Annotated in this window: 19 protein-coding genes; 3 read left to right on the top strand and 16 right to left on the bottom strand. The window is 67.0% G+C overall.

Features of this window, described 5'->3' with window-relative positions; all coding sequences use genetic code 11:
• Positions 1-22 precede the first annotated feature (22 nt).
• The 15 genes from rnhB to rpsB all read right to left on the bottom strand — a co-directional run bounded on the left by rnhB (position 23) and on the right by rpsB (position 14,387).
• Entirely contained in the window at positions 23-649 is a 627-nt protein-coding gene (gene rnhB / locus ACIGHN_RS20670) for a ribonuclease HII (protein ID WP_056413323.1), read from the bottom strand.
• Positions 615-1,778, bottom strand: a complete 1,164-nt coding sequence (gene lpxB / locus ACIGHN_RS20675) for a lipid-A-disaccharide synthase (RefSeq protein WP_396505792.1) — start codon at positions 1,776-1,778, stop codon at positions 615-617. Before lpxB ends, rnhB begins: the two co-directional genes overlap by 35 nt.
• Before the next feature lie 10 nt (positions 1,779-1,788).
• Positions 1,789-2,577 (bottom strand): acyl-ACP--UDP-N-acetylglucosamine O-acyltransferase, encoded by a 789-nt coding sequence (gene lpxA / locus ACIGHN_RS20680; protein WP_396505793.1) that lies wholly within the window; start codon positions 2,575-2,577, stop codon positions 1,789-1,791.
• A 30-nt stretch (positions 2,578-2,607) separates the two neighbouring features.
• Positions 2,608-3,048, bottom strand: a complete 441-nt coding sequence (gene fabZ / locus ACIGHN_RS20685; RefSeq protein WP_056413333.1) for a 3-hydroxyacyl-ACP dehydratase FabZ — start codon at positions 3,046-3,048, stop codon at positions 2,608-2,610.
• 16 nt (positions 3,049-3,064) lie between these two features.
• Complete coding sequence (gene lpxD, locus ACIGHN_RS20690; protein ID WP_396505794.1) at positions 3,065-4,048, bottom strand: UDP-3-O-(3-hydroxymyristoyl)glucosamine N-acyltransferase; 984 nt, start codon at positions 4,046-4,048, stop codon at positions 3,065-3,067.
• A 24-nt stretch (positions 4,049-4,072) separates the two neighbouring features.
• Complete coding sequence (locus tag ACIGHN_RS20695) at positions 4,073-4,597, bottom strand: OmpH family outer membrane protein (protein ID WP_056413339.1); 525 nt, start codon at positions 4,595-4,597, stop codon at positions 4,073-4,075.
• The gene (gene bamA, locus ACIGHN_RS20700; protein ID WP_056413342.1) at positions 4,597-6,894 is read right to left on the bottom strand and encodes an outer membrane protein assembly factor BamA; all 2,298 of its coding nucleotides are present in this window, start codon (positions 6,892-6,894) and stop codon (positions 4,597-4,599) included. Before bamA ends, ACIGHN_RS20695 begins: the two co-directional genes overlap by 1 nt.
• 43 nt (positions 6,895-6,937) lie before the next feature.
• Positions 6,938-8,302 carry an RIP metalloprotease RseP gene (gene rseP, locus ACIGHN_RS20705; RefSeq protein WP_396505795.1) on the bottom strand — a complete coding sequence of 455 codons (1,365 nt, stop codon included), beginning with the start codon at positions 8,300-8,302 and terminating at the stop codon, positions 6,938-6,940.
• 32 nt (positions 8,303-8,334) lie between these two features.
• Positions 8,335-9,513: a 1-deoxy-D-xylulose-5-phosphate reductoisomerase gene (ispC, locus tag ACIGHN_RS20710; protein WP_396505833.1), complete on the bottom strand. Its 1,179-nt coding sequence runs from the start codon at positions 9,511-9,513 to the stop codon at positions 8,335-8,337.
• A gap of 9 nt (positions 9,514-9,522) precedes the next feature.
• Positions 9,523-10,386: a phosphatidate cytidylyltransferase gene (locus tag ACIGHN_RS20715; RefSeq protein ID WP_396505796.1), complete on the bottom strand. Its 864-nt coding sequence runs from the start codon at positions 10,384-10,386 to the stop codon at positions 9,523-9,525.
• A 27-nt stretch (positions 10,387-10,413) separates the two neighbouring features.
• Positions 10,414-11,145: a polyprenyl diphosphate synthase gene (gene uppS / locus ACIGHN_RS20720; protein WP_056413351.1), complete on the bottom strand. Its 732-nt coding sequence runs from the start codon at positions 11,143-11,145 to the stop codon at positions 10,414-10,416.
• 33 nt (positions 11,146-11,178) lie between these two features.
• Positions 11,179-11,739, bottom strand: a complete 561-nt coding sequence (gene frr / locus ACIGHN_RS20725; RefSeq protein WP_056413354.1) for a ribosome recycling factor — start codon at positions 11,737-11,739, stop codon at positions 11,179-11,181.
• Between the two features lie 51 nt (positions 11,740-11,790).
• Positions 11,791-12,513, bottom strand: coding sequence for a UMP kinase (gene pyrH / locus ACIGHN_RS20730; RefSeq protein ID WP_056413356.1), 723 nt, complete (start codon positions 12,511-12,513; stop codon positions 11,791-11,793).
• 65 nt (positions 12,514-12,578) lie between these two features.
• On the bottom strand, positions 12,579-13,508 hold the full coding sequence (gene tsf, locus ACIGHN_RS20735) for a translation elongation factor Ts (RefSeq protein WP_056413359.1): 930 nt from the start codon (positions 13,506-13,508) through the stop codon (positions 12,579-12,581).
• A 123-nt stretch (positions 13,509-13,631) separates the two neighbouring features.
• Complete coding sequence (gene rpsB / locus ACIGHN_RS20740) at positions 13,632-14,387, bottom strand: 30S ribosomal protein S2 (protein WP_056413362.1); 756 nt, start codon at positions 14,385-14,387, stop codon at positions 13,632-13,634.
• Positions 14,388-14,626: 239 nt separating this feature from the next.
• Between rpsB and ACIGHN_RS20745 the strand changes: the two genes are divergently transcribed.
• From ACIGHN_RS20745 to ACIGHN_RS20755, 3 genes are all read left to right on the top strand, one after another.
• A complete protein-coding gene (locus ACIGHN_RS20745) occupies positions 14,627-15,961 on the top strand; it encodes an amidase (RefSeq protein WP_396505797.1) in 1,335 nt (444 codons plus the stop codon).
• A gap of 49 nt (positions 15,962-16,010) precedes the next feature.
• The gene (locus ACIGHN_RS20750; RefSeq protein ID WP_396505798.1) at positions 16,011-17,243 is read left to right on the top strand and encodes an FAD-dependent oxidoreductase; all 1,233 of its coding nucleotides are present in this window, start codon (positions 16,011-16,013) and stop codon (positions 17,241-17,243) included.
• Between the two features lie 243 nt (positions 17,244-17,486).
• A complete protein-coding gene (locus ACIGHN_RS20755) occupies positions 17,487-19,019 on the top strand; it encodes an NAD(P)H-hydrate dehydratase (RefSeq protein WP_396505799.1) in 1,533 nt (510 codons plus the stop codon).
• Positions 19,020-19,227: 208 nt separating this feature from the next.
• On the opposite strand, the gene ACIGHN_RS20760 is transcribed toward ACIGHN_RS20755, so the two are convergent.
• On the bottom strand, positions 19,228-19,977 hold the full coding sequence (locus tag ACIGHN_RS20760; protein WP_396505800.1) for a helix-turn-helix domain-containing protein: 750 nt from the start codon (positions 19,975-19,977) through the stop codon (positions 19,228-19,230).
• Positions 19,978-20,027 lie beyond the last annotated feature (50 nt).

Below are 20,027 nucleotides of genomic sequence, written 5' to 3' on the forward strand. Positions count from 1 at the left end.
CTGGGCGGTCACCCGCAACGGGTCACAGGAACAGGTTTTGGGCCACCGGTGCGAACGAGCGCCGGTGGTGGATGCAGGCGCCGTGCTCGCGCAGCGCGGCCATGTGGATCGCCGTGCCGTAGCCTTTGTGGCCGGCAAAGCCGTAATGGGGGAAGTCCTGGTCGATCTGCGCGCACCAGCGGTCGCGGTGCACCTTGGCCAGGATGGAGGCGGCCGAGATGGCCTGCACCAGCGCATCGCCCTTGACGATGGCCTCGGCCGGCACGTCCAGCAGCGGCAAGCGGTTGCCGTCCACCAGCACCCGCACCGGCTTGAGCCGCAGGCCGATCACCGCGCGGCGCATCGCCAGCAGGGTGGCCTGCAGGATGTTCAGGCTGTCGATCTCTTCGACGCTCGCCTCGGCGATGGAGCAGCACAGCGCCTTGGCGCGGATCTCGTCGTAGAGCTTCTCGCGCCGGGCTGCGGTCAGGGTCTTGGAGTCCGCCAGGCCTGCGATGGGATGCAGGTCGTCCAGGATGACGGCGGCAGCCACCACCGGGCCGGCCAGGGGCCCGCGGCCGGCCTCGTCCACCCCGGCAAGAAGTCCGGGGGGATGCCAGGGCAGGCTGGCTTGCTCAGGCTGTGGGAGCGAGGATTTTCTGGATCGCATCGGCTGCCAGTCGGGGAGTGTTGCGGAGAAGGCTTTCATGCAGCGCGGTGAAGCGCTGCTCCAGCGCGCTGATCCGGGACGGATTGTGCCTGCGTGCGTCCAGCCAATCCAGCGTGGCGGCGCACAGCGCTTGCGGCGTGGCGGCGTCCTGGATCAGTTCGGGCACCACGAAGTCGCCGCACAGGATGTTGGGCAGCCCCACCCAGGGCTGCAACTGCTTGCGGCGCATGAGCCACCAGCTCACGGGCTGCATGTGGTAGGCGATCACCATGGGCCGCTTGAAGAGCGCGGCCTCCAGCGTGGCCGTGCCGCTGGCGATCAAGGTGGCATCGCAGGCCGCCAGCACCGTGTGCGACTGGCCCGCCACGATCTGCACCGCGTCCTGCAGGCCGCATTCCTGTGCGACCTGCGCAATGCGGCTTTGCAAGGCGGGTACCGCGGGCACTACCAATTTGATAGCTGGGCGCGCCTGACGGATCAGCGCTGCAGCCTCGAGGAATGGCTTGGCGATGTACTGTATTTCAGACGACCGGCTGCCCGGCAGGATGGCCAGGACCTCATCCGCATCCTGCAGACCCAGATGTGCCCTGGCGGCTGAGCGGTCGGGCACCATCGGGATCACACCAGCGAGCGGGTGACCGACGTAGGTCGCCTCGATGCCATGCTGGGCCAGCAGTGCGGGCTCGAAGGGAAAGATGCACAGCACGTGGTCGGCGCTGCGGCGGATCTTCTCGACCCGATCCGCACGCCACGCCCAGATGGAGGGGCAGACGAAATGCACGGTCTTGATGCCGGCAGCGCGCAGGTCGGCTTCGAGCCCCAGGTTGAAATCCGGCGCGTCCACGCCGATGAACACATCGGGCCGGCTCTGGAGGAGGTCGTTGCGCAACGACTTGCGGATGGCGAGCAACTCGCGCAGGCGCCGCAGCACCTCCATGCTGTAGCCATGCACGGCCAGCTTGTCGCTGGGCCACCGGGCCTCGAAGCCGCGGCGTGCCATCTGGGGCCCACCGATGCCAAAGGACTGCAGGGCGGGCCAGTGCGCCTGCATGCCGTCGAGCAGCAGCCCGGCGAGCAAGTCGCCCGACGTTTCGCCCGCCACCATGGCGATGCGGGGAGATGTCTGCATGCGCCGGACCTCAGCGGGCGATGCCGCGGCTGGAGCTGGACAGGAAAGCCATCACCAGCGCCACGTCCGCCGTGGCCTCGGGGTGCGCCACCGGCAGGTCCGCGATGGCGGCGCGGGCCGCCTCGAGCGTGAGGCCCTGGCGGTACATCAGCCGGTGGATCTGCTTGATCACTGCCACACGCTCCGCAGAGAACCCGCGGCGGCGCAGGCCCTCGGCATTCAGCCCCCGCACGGACAGCGGATTGCCATCGACCGTCATGAAGGGCGGTACGTCCTGCGACACGGCGCTGGAAAATCCGATCATGGCGTGCGCCCCGATCTTCACGAACTGGTGGATGCCGGTCAGCCCGCCCACCGTCACCCAGTCGCCGATCAGCACATGGCCGGCCAGCGTGGTGTTGTTGGCCATGGTCGTGTGGTTGCCCACATGGCAGTCGTGCGCAATGTGGGTATAGGCCATGATCCAGTTGTCGTCGCCGATGCTGGTCTTGCCGCCCGCGCCCGGCACGCCGCGGTTGAAGGTGCAGAACTCGCGCACCGTGTTGCGGTCACCGATGACCAGCTCGGTGTCCTCGCCCTTGTACTTCTTGTCCTGCGGATCGGCCCCCAGGGAGGCGAACTGGAAAATGCGGTTGTCCTTGCCGATGGTCGTGCGGCCTTCGATCACGCAGTGGGCCCCCACGGTGCAGCCCGGGCCGATCACGACCTGCGGGCCGATCACGGCATACGGCCCCACCGTGACGGAGGGGTCGATGCGTGCACCGTCCGCAATGATGGCGGTGGGATGGATATTGCTCACGGTCCGGTCAGCCCAGGTCGTCGCTGCGGCTCAGCCCACGCTGCGCATGGTGCACATGAGCTCGGCTTCGCAGGCCACATCGTCGCCCACGCTCGCCACGCCCTTGAACTTCCAGATGCCGCCGCGCACGCGGTCGATGGTGATGGTCAGGATCAGTTGGTCGCCCGGCTCCACAGGGCGCTTGAAACGCGCGCCGTCAATGCCGACGAAGTAATAGATGTTGTTCTCGTCCGGCACCTTGCCCATGGCATCGAAGGCCAGCAGCCCGGCCGCCTGGGCCAGGGCTTCGAGGATCAGCACGCCGGGCATCACGGGACGCCCTGGAAAATGCCCGCCGAAGTAAGGTTCGTTGAACGTGACGTTCTTGATGGCCTTGATACGGGTGTTGCTCTCAAGCTCGATCACCTTGTCTACCAGCAAGAAGGGGTAGCGGTGCGGCAGTTGCTTGAGAATTGCGTGGATATCCATCATCGAGTTCTTCTTCCGTTCATGCTGCTTTCAGGGCCTGCTCCAGCGCTTTGATGCGCTCTCGCAAGCTGTGCAATTGTTTGAGTGTCGCAGCGTTCTTTTCCCAGCGCGCATTGTCGTCGATGGGAAACATGCCCGTGTACTGTCCTGGCCGTGTGATGGATCGCGTGACGACCGTGGCCGCCGAAATGTGCACGTTGTCGGCCAGCTCCAGATGCCCCAGCACGATGGCGCCTCCGCCCACCGTGCAATGCGCGCCGATGGTGGCACTGCCGGCCACACCCACGCAGCCGGCCATGGCCGAGTGCTTGCCGATGCGCACGTTGTGGCCCACCTGGATCAGGTTGTCGAGCTTGACGCCGTCTTCGATCACGGTGTCCTGCAGGGCACCCCGGTCGATGCAGGTGTTGGCCCCGATCTCGACATCGTCGCCGATGCGAACGGCGCCGAGCTGCTCGATCTTGACCCACTGCCCCCTCTCCGGCGCGAAGCCGAAGCCGTCGGCACCGATCACCACGCCCGCATGGACGATGCAGCGCTCGCCGATGTGGCAGTCTTCGCCGACCGTCACGCGTGATTTGAGCACCGTGCCTGCACCAATGCGAGCGCCGCGCTCAACGACGCACAGCGGGCCGACAACAGCTGTGGGATGCACGTGGGCCGACGGGTCCACCACGGCGCTGGCATGCACCGAGCCCTGCACCACAGGCGATGTGTGCTGCCGCCAGAGCTGCGTGGCCCTTGCAAAATAGACGTAGGGGTTGTCCGCAACGATGCAGGGGCCGCGCGCCAGCGCCACCTCGCGCATGGCGGGCGCCACAATGACACAGGCCGCCCGGGAGGCGGCCAGTTGCTGTTGGTAGCGGGGGTTGCTCAGAAAACTGAGGTCCCCCGGGCCCGCAACCTCCAGTGGCGCGATGCGGGAGATGGTGGTGTCAGCCACCGCCCCCCCCTCCAGCGAACCACCGAGCGCATCAACAATGTGCCCGAGAAGCAAGCTCACGCGCCACCCGTCCTGCGCTGCGGCTTACTTGGTGGTGGCAGCGGCATTCAGCGCCTTGATCACCTTGTCGGTGATGTCGTGCTTGGGGTTGATGTAGACAGCCTCTTGCAGGATCACGTCGTACTTTTCAGCTTCTGCGACCTGCTTGACCACCTTGTTGGCGCGCTCGAGAACCTGGGAGAGTTCTTCGTTCTTGCGGGCGCTCAGGTCTTCCTGGAACTCACGGCGCTTGCGCTGGAAGTCACGGTCCTGGTCCACCAACTGGCGCTGGCGCGTGGTGCGCTGGCTCTCGGCCATGGTGGGCGCTTCACGTTCGAACTTTTCGCTGGCGGTCTTCAGGGTGTTGCCCAGGTCCACCAACTCTTTTTCACGGCGAGCGAATTCCTGCTCCAGCTTGGCCTGGGCCGCCTTGGCCGTGTTGGCCTCACGGAAGATGCGGTCGGTGTTGACGAAACCGGCACGGAAGGACTCTTGCGCTTGCACAGGCGCTGCAGCGGCGAATGCGCCGAGCAGCAGGGCCAAGGAGATATGGCGAGAAAAGGATTTCATTAGAAAGACGTTCCAATCTGGAATTGCAGTTTCTGGATTCTATCGCCAGCGAACTTGCGCACCGGTTGCGCAAACGCCAGACGCAGCGGACCGAGCGGGGAAATCCAGCTCAGGCCCAGACCCACGGAGGCACGCATGTCACTGAAGGTGACCTTGTCGTTCTCTCCGTACACGTTACCCACGTCGACGAAGGTAAACACGCGCAGGGTCCGGTCGTTCCCCGCGCCAGGGAACGGAGCGATCAGCTCCGCATTGAGGGTGACTTTCTTCGGACCGCCGAGAGACGCACCCGTCACGTCGCGCGGACCCAGCGTGCCCTGGTCGAAGCCGCGCACCGAGCCCAGGCCGCCCGAGTAGAAGTTCTTGAACACGGGGAACGGCCGGCCGTTCATCCCCTTGCCGATACCCGCCTCGCCGTTGAACGCCAGCGTGAAGCGCTTGTTCAGCGGAACGTACTGCTGGTACTGGTAGTTGGCGCGCACGTAGCGGGCGTCGCCTGCCACGGACCATTCGGAATTGAGGCGCTGGTAGCGACCCGAATTGGGCGCCAGCGCACTGTCGCGGTCATCGCGAGACCAGCCGACGGTCAGCGGAATGGAGGTACTGCTGTAGCCGAACCTGTCTGCATAGGCCAGGTAGGTGGCGGGGATGTTCGTGCCAGGCTTGATCTTGGTCTGCTCAAGGCCGCCACCGAAGAACACCGTGTCGGTCTCGCTGAAAGGCACGCCGAAGCGCAACGAACTGCCGGTGGTCACAAGCTGGTAGTTGCCGCCCTGGTCTTCGTAAGGCTTGTCCGTGCGGTAGTAGAGGTCCACCGTGCGCGAAATGCCTTCCTTGGTGAAATACGGGTCGGTGGTGCTGAACACCAGCGTGCGGCGGTACTTGCTGGTGTTCACATCGATGCCCAGGTAGTTGCCCGAGCCGAAGATGTTTTCCTGCTTGATGCCGAACGAGAGCGAGACCTTTTCCGCGCTGGAGAAGCCCACGCCCATCTGCAGCGAGCCCGTGGGCTTTTCGGCCACGTTGATCACCAGGTCCACCTGGTCGGGCGAGCCCGGCACTTCCTGCGTCTCGACGTTCACTTCGGTGAAGAAGCCCAGGCGGTCCACGCGGTCGCGCGACAGGCGGATCTTCTCGCCGTCGTACCACGAGGCTTCGTACTGGCGGAACTCGCGGCGGATCACTTCGTCGCGCGTGCGGTTGTTGCCGCTCACGTTGATGCGGCGCACGTAGGCGCGGCGCGATGGTTCGGCCTGCAGCACGAAGGCGACGCGGTTGTTCTCGCGGTCGATCTCCGGCACGGCCTCGACGCGGGCAAACGCAAAGCCGAAGCGCGCGAAATACTCCGAGAAAGCCTTGGTGGTCTCGGTGATCTGGTCGGCGTTGTAGGGCTCGCCTGCGCGGATCGTGACGAGCGACTTGAATTCGTCATCGCGGTCCAGGTAGTTGCCCTCCAGCTTGACGCCGGACACGACATAGCGCTCGCCTTCGGTCACGTTGACGATGATGGAGATGTCCTGCTTGTCGGGCGAGATCGCGACCTGCGTGGAATCGACGCGGAACTCGAGGTAGCCGCGCTGCAGGTAGTACGAGCGAAGGGTTTCCAGGTCGGCGTTGAGCTTGGCGCGCGAATAGCGGTCGGACTTGGTGTACCAGCTGAGCCAGCCGCCCGTGTCCTGGTCGAACAGGCCCTTGAGCGTGGATTCGCTGAACGCCTTGTTGCCGACGATGCGCACTTCCTTGATCTTGGCGGGCTCGCCTTCGACCACCGTGAACGTCAGGTTCACCCGGTTGCGCTCGATGGGGGTCACCGTGGTCACCACTTCGGCGCCGTAGAGGCTCTTGTTGATGTACTGGCGCTTGAGCTCCTGCTCGGCGCGGTCGGTCAGCGCCTTGTCATAGGGCCGCCCTTCGGTCAGCCCCACCTCGCGCATGGCTTTCTTGAGCGTGTCCTTGTCGAATTCGCGCGTGCCGGCGAAGTCGACATCCGCCACCGTGGGGCGCTCTTCCACCACCACCACCAGCACGTTGCCAGTGGCCTCCAGGCGCACATCCTTGAAAAGCCCCAGGCCGAACAGCGCCCGGATGGCGGCCGCGCCCTTTTCGTCGTTGTAGTCGTCGCCCACGCGCAGCGGCATGGATGCGAACACCGTACCGGGCTCCACGCGCTGCAGGCCCTCGACGCGGATGTCCTGCACCTTGAAGGGCTCCAGTGCCCATGCCGCATTGGCAGCGAAAATCATGGCTGCAACGGCCGATGCGGTACGCACGCCCAGGCGATTGATGTGTTTTTTCATGAATGAAGCTGGAGCCGCAGTTGCGTTGCAAGCGCGGCAAAGGTTAGCCAAAAAGCCGGGTGACGTCGTTGAACAAGGCTATGGACATCATGACAAGCAACACTGCAACGCCTCCGCGCTGCAGGCGTTCCATCCATGCGTCCGACACTCCCTTGCCCGTGACACCCTCCCAAAGATAATACATCAGGTGCCCACCGTCCAAAACTGGCAGCGGCAGCAGGTTCAGCACCCCCAGGCTCACGCTGATGAGCGCAAGGAAAACCAGGTACTGCGTGAGGCCCAGGCTGGCCGAGCGGCCGGCATAGTCGGCAATCGTGAGCGGCCCGCTGAGGTTCTTGAGCGACGCCTCGCCGATCACCATGCGGCCCATCATGCGCAGCGTCAGGATCGAGACGTCCCACGTCTTCACCACACCGCCCCAGGCCCCTTCGAGCACACCGTACTCCACGGTCACGAACTCGGGCGCCGCCCCCACATACGCACCAATACGGCCGACGGTCGTGCCAGCGTCCGTCCTGGCCTCGGGCACCACGTCCAGCGTCAGCACCTGGCCCGCGCGGTCGATGCGCCAGGGCTGGGCCACGGCTTGTGTGCCCTTCACGGACTGCCGGATCAATTCGCGCAGTTGCTGGCCGTCCACCACGTCGGTGGCGCCCACCTTCAGCACCACGTCGCCCTGGCGCAGCCCGGAGCGGGCGGCGGCGCCGTCGGCCATCACATCGCCCAGCACGGGCCGCGTCCACGGCCCCAGGATCCCGATCTTGCGAAACAGCTGTGCGTCGGCCTCGCGGGTGTCGATCTTGGACATGTCGAGCCGCACTTCGCGGTGCGCCGCGCCCGACTGGGGCTGCACGTCCAGGCGCACCGTCTCGCCCTCGAGCGCGCCGCGCGTAAGGAGCCAGCGCAGGTCTTCGAACGACCGCACGGGCTCCATGTCGTCGGTGCCCAGCGCAGCCTGCGCGACGAGTTCGCCACCGCGCAGCCCTGCGGCCTGCGCGACCGAACCCGCCACCGGGCTGGCCAGCACGGCCTTAGGCTCCTGCACGCCGTTCCAGTTGACGATGGCGTACAGCAGCATCGCCAGCAGCAAGTTGGCCATGGGCCCTGCCGCCACGATGGCGGCACGCGAGCGCAGGGGCTGGGTGTTGAACGCCAGATGCCGCTCTTCAGGCGCCACGGGCGCCTCCCGCTCGTCGAGCATCTTGACGTAGCCGCCCAGGGGAAAGGCGCCCAGCACGAATTCCGTCGGCGACCCCTTGGGCTGCCAGCGCAGCAGCGGGTGGCCAAAGCCGACCGAGAAGCGCAGCACCTTGACCCCGCACGCCACCGCCACGCGGTAGTGCCCGTACTCGTGCACGGCAATCAGGATGCCCAGGGCAACGACGAAGGCAACGAGGGTGAGCAGCATGGTGGGGTTTCCGTAGATCTCTGTGGAGGCGCTCAGGCCGCCATGCGGACTGCCGCGTGTTCTGCCGCATGCCGGGCCTGGGCGTCCAGGTCCAGCAGCGCAGCCAGCGAGTCTGGCTTGGAGGGGGACACCGCATCCAAAGTTGCAAGATTTACCGCATGGATACGGTCAAAACGCAGCCGGCCCTGCAAAAACGCCCCGACAGCCACCTCGTTGGCGGCATTGAGCACCGCGGTCGTTCCCTCGGCTGCCTTGAGCGCCTGCCAGGACAGGTGCAGGCCGGGGAAGCGAATGGCATCGGCATCCTCGAAGGCCAGGGCGGAAAGCGTGGAAAAATCGAGCCGGCTGGCGCCACTGGCGATGCGCTCGGGCCAGGCCAGGCCGCAGGCGATGGGCACCCGCATGTCGGGCGTGCCCAGTTGCGCCAGGATCGACGCATCCTTGAACTGCACCATCGAATGGATGATCTGCTGCGGATGGATCACCACCTTGATCTGGTCCGGGTGCAGGTCGAACAGCCAGCGCGCCTCGATCACTTCGAGCGCCTTGTTCATCATGGTGGCGGAGTCGACCGAAATCTTGCGCCCCATCGAGAAATTGGGATGCGCGCAAGCCTGGGCCGGCGTGATCTCCGACAGCGTGGCCGGGTCGCGCTGGCGAAACGGCCCGCCCGAAGCGGTCAGCAGGATGCTGTCCACCCGGTCAGGCCAGGTGGCAGGGTCTTCCGGCAGGCACTGGAAAATGGCCGAATGCTCGCTGTCGATCGGCAGCAGCGTGGCGCCGCCCTGCTTGACCGTCTGCATGAACAGCCCGCCGCCAACCACCAGCGCCTCCTTGTTGGCCAGCATCAGGCGCTTGCCGGCGCGGGCTGCCGCCAGGCACGGCGACAGGCCTGCCGCACCCACGATGGCTGCCATGACGGCATCCACCTCCGGGTGAGACGCTATCGTTTCAAGAGCATCTGCCGCTTGCAGGACTTGCGTGGGAATGCCATTGGCGGCCAGCTTTTCGGCCAGTTGGCGCGCGTGCGGTGCGCTGGCCATCACCGCAAAGCGCGGTGTGAACTGCGCGCACTGCGCAAGGATCAGGTCCACCTGCGTGGCCGCGCTCAGCGCGAACACTTCAAAGCGGTCCGGGTGGCGGGCCACCACATCCAGCGTGCTGGTACCGATGGAGCCCGTGGAGCCCAATACCGTGAGTCGTTGTTTCATCATTGCGAGCTACCGTGCTGCTGCTGTCGTCAGGCTGGTGAGCATCATGGCCAGTGGCAGGGTCGGCAGCAGCGCGTCCACCCGGTCGAGCACGCCGCCGTGGCCGGGCAGCAGGTTGCTGCTGTCCTTGACGCCTGCGCTGCGCTTGATGAGGGACTCCACCAGGTCGCCCGAGACGCTCATGGCCACCATGAACAGCGCCGCGATCACCAGCAGCCACCAGCCTTGCTGCGCCATGCGGCTGTAGAAACTGGGCACGGCAGCCTGCCAGTGCGCGTCAGCGGCCACCCAGACGAACGCCATGACCACCACGCCCGCCAGCCCACCCCACACGCCTTCCCAGCTCTTGCCGGGACTGATCGAGGGGGCCAGCTTGCCCTTGGTGAAGCGCAGCCCGAAAGCGCGGCCGGCGAAATACGCGAAGATGTCGGCCACCCACACCAGCAGCAGCACCGACAGCAAGAAATTGATGCCCACATTGCGCGCCTGAACGACCGCAAGCCAGGCCAGCCACAGCGCCAGCACGCCCGCCACCAGCCGCACGGCGGAAGGAATGCGCGGCCAGCCCGGAACCCCGGCCTTGAGCAGCCAGGCGGTGGACAGCACCCACAGCCCCCCGCCCACGACCCAGAGCGCCGTCAACGGCCGCTCCACCCAGCCCAGAGCCCAGGACCCCGCGCACAGCGCGACGCAGGCGGCGCCCACAGCCACCGAGCCTGCCTGTCCGAAACCGCTCAGGCGCCCCCACTCCCAGGCACCGGCGGCCATGAGCACCAGCACCACGACGGTGAACGGCACGGTGGACGCGTAAAAAAGCGCCGGCAGCAAGATGGCCAGCAGGACGAGGGCTGTGATGACACGCTGTTTGAGCATGGGACCTTTCAGAACCCGTTCAGGTTCTCAACCGGGCATCGGCTGGGGATGCGCGGACAGGATCTGTTCGGAGGTTTTACCAAAACGGCGTTCGCGGCCACTGTAGGCTGCAATCGCCTCATCCAGCGCCGACTCATCGAAATCCGGCCACAGCCGGTCACTGAAAATGAACTCGGAGTATGCAGCCTGCCACAGCAGAAAATTGCTGATCCGCATTTCGCCCCCGGTGCGGATCACGAGATCGGGGTCGGGCACGTGGGCCAGGCCCATCGCGCCGTGCAGGCTCGCTTCGGTGATGGGCTCTCCGCGTGCGGCCAGCGATGCCGCCGCCTGGGCGATGTCCCAGCGGCCCCCATAGTTGAAGCAGACGTTCAGAATCAGGCGGTCGTTGCCCGCCGTGGCGGCCTCCGCCTGGGCCAGGCCGCCCTGCACCTTGGGCGAAAGACCTGCGCGGTCGCCCACGAAGTACAGGCGCACGCCGTCCTTCTTGAGCTCGGGCACCTCGCGCGCCAGCGCCAGGGCCAGCAGCTCCATGAGGCCGGAGACCTCTTCCACGGGGCGGTTCCAGTTTTCGGACGAAAAGGCAAAGACGGTCAGCACCGCCACGCCCCGCTGCGCGCAGGCACGGGCACAGCGGCGCAGCGAATCCACCCCTTGCTTGTGGCCTGCCAGGCGCGGCAGGAAGCGGCGCTTGGCCCAGCGGCCGTTGCCATCCATGACGATGGCGATGTGGTGAGGCACCACCGGAGATTCAGACATGCAGAACGTTGAGAGAACCCTGGTAACGGGAACTCAGACCGCCATGATTTCCTGTTCCTTGGCCGCCACCAGCGCATCGATCTCTGCGATGTGCCGGTCGGTGAACTTCTGCACGTCGGTTTCGGCGCGCTTTTGGTCGTCTTCGGACGCGAGCTTGTCCTTGACCAGCTTCTTGACCGATTCGTTGGCATCGCGGCGCAGGTTGCGCACGGCGATCTTGGCGCTCTCGCCTTCGTTGCGGGCCAGCTTGGTCATTTCCTTGCGGCGCTCTTCGCTCATGGGCGGCATCGGCACGCGGATGAGGTCGCCCAGGGAGGCGGGATTCAGGCCCAGGTCGCTTTCGCGGATGGCCTTCTCGATCTTGGCGCCCATGCCCTTTTCCCAGGGCTGGACGCTGATGGTGCGCGCATCGATCAGGGAGACGTTGGCCACCTGGCTCAGCGGCACGAACGAGCCGTAGTACTCCACCTGGACCGAATCGAGCAATGCGGGATTGGCACGGCCGGTGCGGATCTTCTGCAGGTTGTTCTTGAACGCCCCGATGGACTGGTCCATCTTGGTTTCTGCATTTTTCTTGATATCGGCAATCGTCATATTGTTCTCCTCTAGCCAGTCACCGGCAATGCGCAGCGCGGCGGCAAATCATCAAGCGTAAACCAGCGTACCTTCGTCTTCGCCCATCACCACGCGCTTCAAGGCGCCGTGCTTGATGATGGAGAACACGCGCACCGGCAGCTTCTGGTCGCGGCACAGCGCGAACGCCGTCGCATCCATGATGCCCAGGTTGCGGGACATGGCCTCGTCGAAGCTGAGCTTGGTGTAGCGTGTGGCGGTCGGGTCTTTCTGGGGGTCGGCAGTATAAACGCCGTCCACCTTGGTGGCCTTGAGCACCAGCTCGGCGCCGATCTCGGCACCACGCAGGGCCGCAGCCGTGTCGGTGGTGAAGAAGGGGTTGCCCGTGCCAGCCGCGAAGACCACGACCTTGCCCTCTTCGAGGTACTGCAGCGCTTTGGGCCGCACATAGGGCTCGACCACCTGTTCGATGGCAATGGCGGACATCACGCGGGCCACCAGGCCCTGCTTGTCCATCGCGTCGGCCAGGGCCAGCGCGTTCATCACGGTGGCCAGCATGCCCATGTAGTCGGCCGTGGCCCGGTCCATGCCGACCGAGCCGCCCGCCACACCGCGGAAAATGTTGCCCCCACCGATCACCACGGCCACCTGGACACCCAGGCGGGTCACTTCGGCGATCTCTTCCACCATGCGCACGATGGTCGCGCGGTTGATGCCAAAGGCGTCGTCACCCATCAGCGCCTCACCAGACAGCTTGAGCAGGATGCGCTTGTGGGCTGGTGCGGCGTGGGACATGTGTGATTTCTCCAAAGGCAATACGTACGGCGGTGTGTGCGGGGGCAGGGCTTTTTTGCGGCCTGTCAGGCTGCAGCAGCCTTGGCGGCGGCGACTTGTGCGGCCACTTCGGCAGCGAAGTCGTCGGCCTTCTTCTCGATGCCTTCACCCACGACGTAGAGCGTGAAGCCCTTCACGTTGGTGTTGGCAGCCTTGAGCATCTGGGCCACGGTCTGCTTGCCATCGGCGGCCTTCACGAAGACCTGGTCAGCCAGCGAGACTTCCTTGAGGTACTTCTGCACGGCGCCGTCGATGCGCTTGGCGGTGATTTCAGCGCTTTGCGCGGGCTTGCCGGCAGCCACCAGTTCCTTGTTGGCTTCGTCGGCCTTGCCTTCGGCGACCGAGCGCTCCTTGGCGATCAGTTCGGCAGGCACGTCGGCGCTGGTCAGGGACACGGGCTTCATGGCAGCCACGTGCATGGCCACGTCCTTGGCGGCCGCAGCGTCACCGTCGAATTCGACGACCACGCCGATGCGCGAGCCGTGCAGGTAGGCCGCCAGGTTGGAGCCGCTGAAGTGCTTGAAGCGGCGGAACGACATGTTCTCGCCGATCTTGCCGATCAGGCCCTTGCGCACGTCTTCCAGGGTGGGGCCGAAACTGTCTTGCTCGTAGGGCAGTGCACCCAGGGCTTCGATGTTGGCGGGGTTGTGCTCGGCCACCAGCTTGGCAGCGGCGTTGGCCATGGCCAGGAAGCTGTCGTTCTTGGACACGAAGTCGGTTTCGCTGTTGACTTCGATCAGCGCGCCCACGTTGCCGTTGATGAAGCTGGCGACCACGCCTTCGGCGGTGACGCGCGAAGCAGCCTTGCCGGCCTTGGTGCCGAGCTTGACGCGCAGCAGCTCTTCAGCCTTGGCCAGATCGCCTTCAGCTTCCGTCAGGGCCTTCTTGCATTCCATCATGGGAGCGTCGGTCTTGGCGCGCAGTTCGGCGACCATGCTTGCGGTAATTGCAGCCATCTTTGTTCCTTCAGTGTTCAGTTCAATCGATTGATCGGATCGGATCGGATTGGGTTCAGCCTAAAAAAAAGGGGGCTAACCAGGAGCCCCGCTTTCATTCGCGACGAGTCGCGCAGCCGGGTATCAGGCGGCGGCTTCTTGCACTTCCACGAACTCGTCGGAGCTCTCGGTCGTGGTAGCGGCCTTGACCACTTCGTTCACGGCATTGGCACGGCCTTCGATGATCGCGTCGGCGATGCCGCGGGCGTACAGCGTCACGGCCTTGGCCGAGTCGTCGTTGCCGGGGATCACGTAGTCGATGCCTTCAGGCGAGTGGTTCGTGTCGACCACACCGATCAGCGGGATGCCCAGCTTCTTGGCTTCGGCCACGGCGATCTTGTGGAAGCCCACGTCGATGATGAAGATGGCGTCGGGCAGAGCAGCCATGTCCTGGATGCCGCCGATGTCCTTTTCGAGCTTGGCGATTTCGCGGGAGAACGTCAGTTGCTCCTTCTTGCTCAGGCTGTCGAGGCCAGCTTCTTGCTGGGCCTTCATGTCCTTGAGGCGCTTGATCGAGGTCTTGACCGTCTTGAAGTTGGTCAGCATGCCGCCGAGCCAACGCTGGTCCACGAAGGGCACGCCAGCGCGCAGGGCTTCGGTGGACAGGATTTCACGGGCTTGGCGCTTCGTGCCGACCATCAGGATCGTGCCGCGATTGGCTGCCAGTTGCTTGGCGAACTTCTGGGCTTCCTGGAACAATGGCAGCGACTTTTCCAGGTTGATGATGTGAATCTTGTTGCGATGGCCGAAGATGTAGGGGGCCATCTTGGGGTTCCAGAAGCGGGTTTGGTGACCGAAGTGGACACCGGCTTCCAGCATTTCGCGCATGGTAACGGACATAAAAATACTCCAAAGGTTGGGTCTAAAATCCAGCCCCAATACTTGCGCTACGGTGCTTTTGCACCCGCAGCGCAACACCTTGACAGGGCTGGTTTGCGATTGGTCTTGCGAAAGCTGCCCCACGTGCCGACTGCGGTGCCCGTTGACGACGATCGACTTCAAGCCGATGACCCCCACACTGCACAGCCGCCTTGCACGCGCTGCTGCTCCCAGCAAAACCCAAAGATTCTAGCACACCCATGTTTGCCGACCTGATCGCCACCCGGGGCAGCCTGCACGCCGGCGCCACCACCTCGCCCGCCGAACTGGAACGCTGCATCGCTGCCGCCCAGGCGCCCGCCAACGCGCACAGCTTCGTCCGCGCCGACTTCGAATCGGCACGCACCACGGCGGTGCAGCCCGGCATCACCCAATTACCCTTGGCAGGTCTGGCCGTGTCGGTCAAGGACCTGTTCGATGTGGCGGGCCAGCCCACCGCAGCAGGCTCCACGGCCCTGGCAGGCGCCCCGCTGGCGGTTGCCGACAGCCCTGCCGTGGCGCGCCTGCGCGCCGCAGGGGCCAGCCTCATCGGGCGCACGAACATGGTGGAGTTCGCCTTTTCGGGCGTGGGTGTGAACCCGCACTTCGGCACGCCGGCGGCGTTCGACGCGCTCCACGGCGCCCTGCCCGGCGCGCCGCGCGTGCCGGGCGGCTCCTCGTCGGGCGCCGGGGTCTCGGTGGCCACGGGCGCGGCGTTCATCGGCCTGGGGTCGGACACTGGCGGCTCCATCCGCATTCCGGCAGCGCTCAACGGCATCGTGGGGTTCAAGAACACGGCGCGGCTCGTGCCGACGTCGGGCGCCGTGCCGCTGTCCACCACGCTCGACACCGCCTGCGCACTGACCCGCACGGTGCGCGATGCCATCGTGGCGCACGAAATCCTGGCCGCCCGCCGCGTGACGCGCAGCCAGGCGCCGCTGTCCCTGTACCGCCTGGCCATGCCCCGCACGCTGTTCCTGGACGGCATGGACGCCACCGTGGCGCGCGCCTTCGAGCGCACCCTCTCCACGCTGCGCGCCGCCGGGGCGACCATCGACACCATCGACCTTCCAGCCGTGCAGGAGCAGCCCGCCTACGGTTTCGCTGCGCCGGAGGCCTATGCTTGGCACCGCGATCTGCTCCAGCAGGTGCCGGAGCGCTACGACCCCCGGGTGCGCCAGCGCATCGAAAAAGGCGCCACGCTGATGGCCTGGGAATACATCGACCTGCTCCAGGCGCGCCAGCAATGGATTGCGCGCATGCACGCGGCCATCGACGGGTACGACGCCCTGCTGTCGCCCACGGTGCCCATCGTGGCGCCCTTGCAGTCGGACGTGGCGCCCGGGGCCGAACGCGACACCGAGTTCTTTCGCGTCAACAATCTGCTGCTGCGCAATACCAGCGCCATCAACCTGCTGGACGGCTGCGCGCTGTCGCTGCCCTGCCACGTGGCCGGGGAACTCCCGGTCGGCATCATGGTCTGGCACGGGGCGCTGCGGGATGATGCGGTGCTCAATGTCGGCCAGCAGATCGAGCAAATACTACAAAAACAATAGCTGTCAGCGCTTGCCCATCAAGCGCCAACGCCTCAAAACACGCATATTCATGAAGATTGCCATCGTGGGCGCCGGCATTGTCGGCGTCACCACTGCCTACGAACTGGCCAGCGACGGCCACGAGGTCACCGTCTTTGAACAGCGCAGCGCCGCAGCCGAAGAGGCGAGCTTTGCCACGGCCGGCCTGCTGGCCCCCCATCTGCTGAACCCCTGGGCCGTACCCGGCTTCGGCCACGCGCTACGGCTCACGGGCGCCCACGCCACGCTGCGGCTGGCCGGCGGCATGGGGCGCGCCAACCTCGCATGGCTGTGGCGCTGGCGCAGCGCCGCGCGCCAGCACAGCGCCCCGGCCGCAGCCCTCGAACGCCTGGCGCAGTACAGCCTGGCGCGGCTCAAGACCATCGCCATCCAGCACGAGCTCGACTTCGAAGCCTGCGACGGGCGGCTGGTGCTGCTGCGCAGCGAGGCCGAACGCCAGGCGCTGCAGCCTGCGCTGCAGGTGCTGCGCGATGCGGGCGTGGCCGTGCACGAGATCGACGCCGACGCAGCGCGCAAGATCGAGCCCGGCCTGTCGCCCGAAGCCCCCCTGGCAGGCGCCATCCACCTGCCGGAGGCCTGGGCGGGCAACTGCCGCCTGTTTGCCCAGTTGCTGCGCCAGGGCACGCAGGGCGCGGGCGTGCAGTTCGCGTTCGGCACCCGCATCGACCGCGTCAGCAGCAGCCCCACCGGCGTGGCCGTGCAGGGCGAGGCCGAGCTGCGCCGCTTCGATGCGGTGGTGCTGTGCGCGGGCATGGCCTCTGCCGCCCTGCTGCCTGCGCTGGGCCTGGGCCTGCCGATGACCGCCGTGTATGGCTACTCGGTGAGCGCGCCGCTGCGGGAAGACACCCACGCTCCGCGCTCCAGCGTGGTGGACATGGCCCAGCAGATCAGCATCACCCGGCTGGGCCAGCGCGTGCGCATCGCCGGCGGCGCCGAGCTGGCGGGTGCCGGTGCCGAGCACCACACGCCCACGCTGCAGCGCCTGTACCGCACGCTCAACGACTGGTTTCCGGGCGGCGCGCAGCTGTCCTCCAGCCTGCAGATCTGGCGCGGCGCCCGCACCATGCTGCCCGACGGGGCGCCGGTGGTCGGCGCGAGCGGCCTGCCGGGCCTGTGGCTCAACACCGGCCACGGCGCCGGCGGCTGGGCCCTGGCCTGCGGCAGCGCGCGGGCCGTGGCCGATCTGGTGGCGCAACGCGAGCCCGAGATCAACCTCGACGGCCTGGGCATCCGCAGGTTCTGACACGCCCCGGCGCCCGCAGCACGCGCGGCAGGTACTTGCCCCCGGCGCACCGGCAGGCTGGGCCAGGCCGCCGGCCGGGCATGCAGGCTGCCGGGGTTGGGATCTTTCGGTCCCCACCAACGCGATGAGCCCCCCCACCCCGCAAGGCGCGAGGGGCACAATGACCGCCATCACAGCTTGCAGCATTGCAGCGCGCCGTAAGCGGTCCCGGACCGCACCTGGCGCGCGCCCCCCCCACACCCCATGCACCGCATCGCTCCCCACCAGCCCCACCCGCTGTTCAACACCGCGGCCACCCGGCGCATCGAGCACGCGGCTGCAGCCGCCCTGCCCCCGTACACGCTGATGCAGCGCGCGGGCAGTGCCGTGGCCCGGCTGGCCCTGGCCCTTGCCCCACATGCCCGCACGGTGTGGATCGCCTGCGGCCCGGGCAACAACGGCGGAGACGGCCTGGAAGCCGCCGCCCATCTGCAGCGCAGCGGCCGCCAGGTGGTGGTGACCTGGCTGGGCGAGCCCGACCGCGCGCCGGCCGACGCACTGGCGTCATGGCACCGGGCGCGCGATGCGGGCGTGCGCTGGGCCGAGGGCCCGTCCGGGCAGATGACGGCTGCAGACCTGTGCATCGATGCGCTGCTGGGCATCGGCGTGTCGTCGCAACCCACCGCACCCAGCCGCGTGCAGGACCCACGCCTGCTGGCCTGCCTGCACGCACTGCGCGCCAGCCCGGCGCCGGTGCTGTGCGTCGACCTGCCCAGCGGGCTGGATGCCGACAACGGCCAGTTCGCCAGCGGACTCACGCCCGCGCCCGAGCACCACCTGCCTGCCGCCCGCCACACCGCACCCGCGCGCCACACGCTGAGCCTGCTCACCCTGAAGCCCGGGCTGTTCACCGCCGCCGGGCGCGATGCGGCGGGACAGGTGTGGCTGGACACCCTGGGCATGGACATCGGCCAGGCGACCCCCTCTGCCTGGCTGTCGGGCCCCGCCCACGCCACGCCGCGTGCGCATGCCAGCCACAAGGGCAGCTACGGCGATGTGGCCGTGGTGGGTGGCGAGGGCCTGGCCGACCGCGGCATGGGCATGGGTGGCGCGGCGCTGCTGGCGGCGTCGGCAGCCCTGCACGCGGGGGCGGGCCGGGTGCTGGTCGCGCTGCTCGACCACGGGCACCTGCAGCTGGACCTGCAGCAGCCTGAACTCATGTTCCGCCGGTTCGAGGCGCTGGACCTGGAGCAGCTCACCGTCGTCTGCGGTTGCGGGGGCGGCCAGGCCGTGGAGCGCGTGCTGTCCGACGTCATCGAACGTGCGGCGCGCCTGGTGCTGGATGCCGATGCGCTCAACGCCATCGCACCCAACGCCGCGCTGCATGCGCTGGTGGTCGCACGCGGCCAGCGCGGCCAGCCGACGGTGCTGACGCCCCACCCGCTTGAAGCCGCACGGCTGCTGGGCCTGTCCACCGCCGAGGTGCAGGCCGACCGCCTGGCCGCGGCGCACCAGCTGGCGGCCCAGTTCAACTGTGTTGCGGTGCTCAAGGGCTCAGGCACCGTGGTGGCGGCGGCCGACCGGGTGCCGGCCATCAACCCCACCGGCAACGCCCGGCTGGCCACGGCAGGCACCGGTGATGTGCTGGCTGGCATGGTGGGGGCCCACCTGGCGGCAGGTGCCAGCGCTTTGCGCGCCGCCAGCGAAGCGGTGTACCTGCACGGCCAGGCCGCGGACGACTGGCCTGCCGGGTACGCACTGACCGCCAGCGCGCTGGCGCGGCGATTGGGCAGTTGACGCAGCGCTTTGCGGGCAGAAAGACAAAGGCACATCGCACATCGCGCGTTGCCTTGGTTGAGCTGCGCCGCAAGGCCACCCAGGCCGCCGCGGTCTTGCGTTGACTTCGACCTCCACCTCGTCCTCGTCCTCGACCCCGGCAGCAGGGCGCAGGACGCAATGCTGGGTGCAGCGCCTGCCTGACCCTCACCTGCTCCTCACCTGACCCTCACGCCAGCAGCGTGACTTGCCTCAAGGGCTTGAGCACGCTCGACGGCGTCATGCCGAAGGTCTGGCGGAACATGCGGCTGAAATGCGCCGAGTCGGCAAACTCGCCGTGCAGTGCCGCGTCGGTCAGGCGGGGGCTGACGGCCAGGCCCGCCATGGCCAGCCGCACCTGCGACCACACCCGGTAGCTGCGCAGGCTCACCCCCATCTCGGCGCGAAACAGGTGGTTGAAACGCGAGGGGGACAGCTGCACGCCAGCTGCCAGCCCGGCGCGTGCAATGCGCTCCGGGCGCTCCTGCGGAGGGTGACGCAAAGCCTGCAAGCTGCGCGCCACCCGCGCATCCAGCGGCCGCCCCGGGTCACCGCCCAGGCACGGCAGCAATGCGGGCAGGTCGAAGTGCCGCAGATAGGCATCCATGGTGCTGCGCGCCGCCACAGGCACCGCCACATCCAGCACCACCCCGCCCAGTTGCTCGAACGGTCGGCGCAGGCTGCGTGCCTCGCGGGAGTCGGGCTCCAGGTACACCAACGCCACCGTCTCGCCGCACGGGTCAAACACATGCTCGACGCCTGCCGCCACGAGCGCGCTTCGGCAGGTCTCCGCCCGCCCCGCGCCCCAGTGCAACGCAAACCGGCCCGACAGCCCGATCAGCAGAACGGGAGCGGCATGGCAGTGCCAGCCCGTGGCCGGAATCTCGCCCACATAGAGCGCCTTGTCAGTGCACAGAGTCAGTGTGTTGGTCGCTGGCATAGCCCAAACCTGCAAGTTTTATGAGCGTGTTCTCGGTAGCCTCGCCCGGC

The sequence above is a fragment of the Acidovorax sp. NPDC077693 genome, from assembly GCF_044542805.1.
Taxonomy (GTDB): Bacteria; Pseudomonadota; Gammaproteobacteria; order Burkholderiales; family Burkholderiaceae_C; genus Acidovorax.

What these genes read in the sequence shown, in the direction of transcription:
- rnhB (WP_056413323.1), bottom strand. Translation starts at nt 649, where the DNA reads ATGCGATCCAGAAAATCCTCGCTCCCACAGCCTGAGCAAGCCAGCCTG.
- lpxB (WP_396505792.1), bottom strand. Translation starts at nt 1,778, where the DNA reads ATGCAGACATCTCCCCGCATCGCCATGGTGGCGGGCGAAACGTCGGGC.
- fabZ (WP_056413333.1), bottom strand. Translation starts at nt 3,048, where the DNA reads ATGATGGATATCCACGCAATTCTCAAGCAACTGCCGCACCGCTACCCC.
- ACIGHN_RS20695 (WP_056413339.1), bottom strand. Translation starts at nt 4,597, where the DNA reads ATGAAATCCTTTTCTCGCCATATCTCCTTGGCCCTGCTGCTCGGCGCA.
- bamA (WP_056413342.1), bottom strand. Translation starts at nt 6,894, where the DNA reads ATGAAAAAACACATCAATCGCCTGGGCGTGCGTACCGCATCGGCCGTT.
- rseP (WP_396505795.1), bottom strand. Translation starts at nt 8,302, where the DNA reads ATGCTGCTCACCCTCGTTGCCTTCGTCGTTGCCCTGGGCATCCTGATT.
- ispC (WP_396505833.1), bottom strand. Translation starts at nt 9,513, where the DNA reads ATGAAACAACGACTCACGGTATTGGGCTCCACGGGCTCCATCGGTACC.
- ACIGHN_RS20715 (WP_396505796.1), bottom strand. Translation starts at nt 10,386, where the DNA reads ATGCTCAAACAGCGTGTCATCACAGCCCTCGTCCTGCTGGCCATCTTG.
- uppS (WP_056413351.1), bottom strand. Translation starts at nt 11,145, where the DNA reads ATGTCTGAATCTCCGGTGGTGCCTCACCACATCGCCATCGTCATGGAT.
- frr (WP_056413354.1), bottom strand. Translation starts at nt 11,739, where the DNA reads ATGACGATTGCCGATATCAAGAAAAATGCAGAAACCAAGATGGACCAG.
- pyrH (WP_056413356.1), bottom strand. Translation starts at nt 12,513, where the DNA reads ATGTCCCACGCCGCACCAGCCCACAAGCGCATCCTGCTCAAGCTGTCT.
- tsf (WP_056413359.1), bottom strand. Translation starts at nt 13,508, where the DNA reads ATGGCTGCAATTACCGCAAGCATGGTCGCCGAACTGCGCGCCAAGACC.
- rpsB (WP_056413362.1), bottom strand. Translation starts at nt 14,387, where the DNA reads ATGTCCGTTACCATGCGCGAAATGCTGGAAGCCGGTGTCCACTTCGGT.
- ACIGHN_RS20745 (WP_396505797.1), top strand. Translation starts at nt 14,627, where the DNA reads ATGTTTGCCGACCTGATCGCCACCCGGGGCAGCCTGCACGCCGGCGCC.
- ACIGHN_RS20750 (WP_396505798.1), top strand. Translation starts at nt 16,011, where the DNA reads ATGAAGATTGCCATCGTGGGCGCCGGCATTGTCGGCGTCACCACTGCC.
- ACIGHN_RS20755 (WP_396505799.1), top strand. Translation starts at nt 17,487, where the DNA reads ATGCACCGCATCGCTCCCCACCAGCCCCACCCGCTGTTCAACACCGCG.
- ACIGHN_RS20760 (WP_396505800.1), bottom strand. Translation starts at nt 19,977, where the DNA reads ATGCCAGCGACCAACACACTGACTCTGTGCACTGACAAGGCGCTCTAT.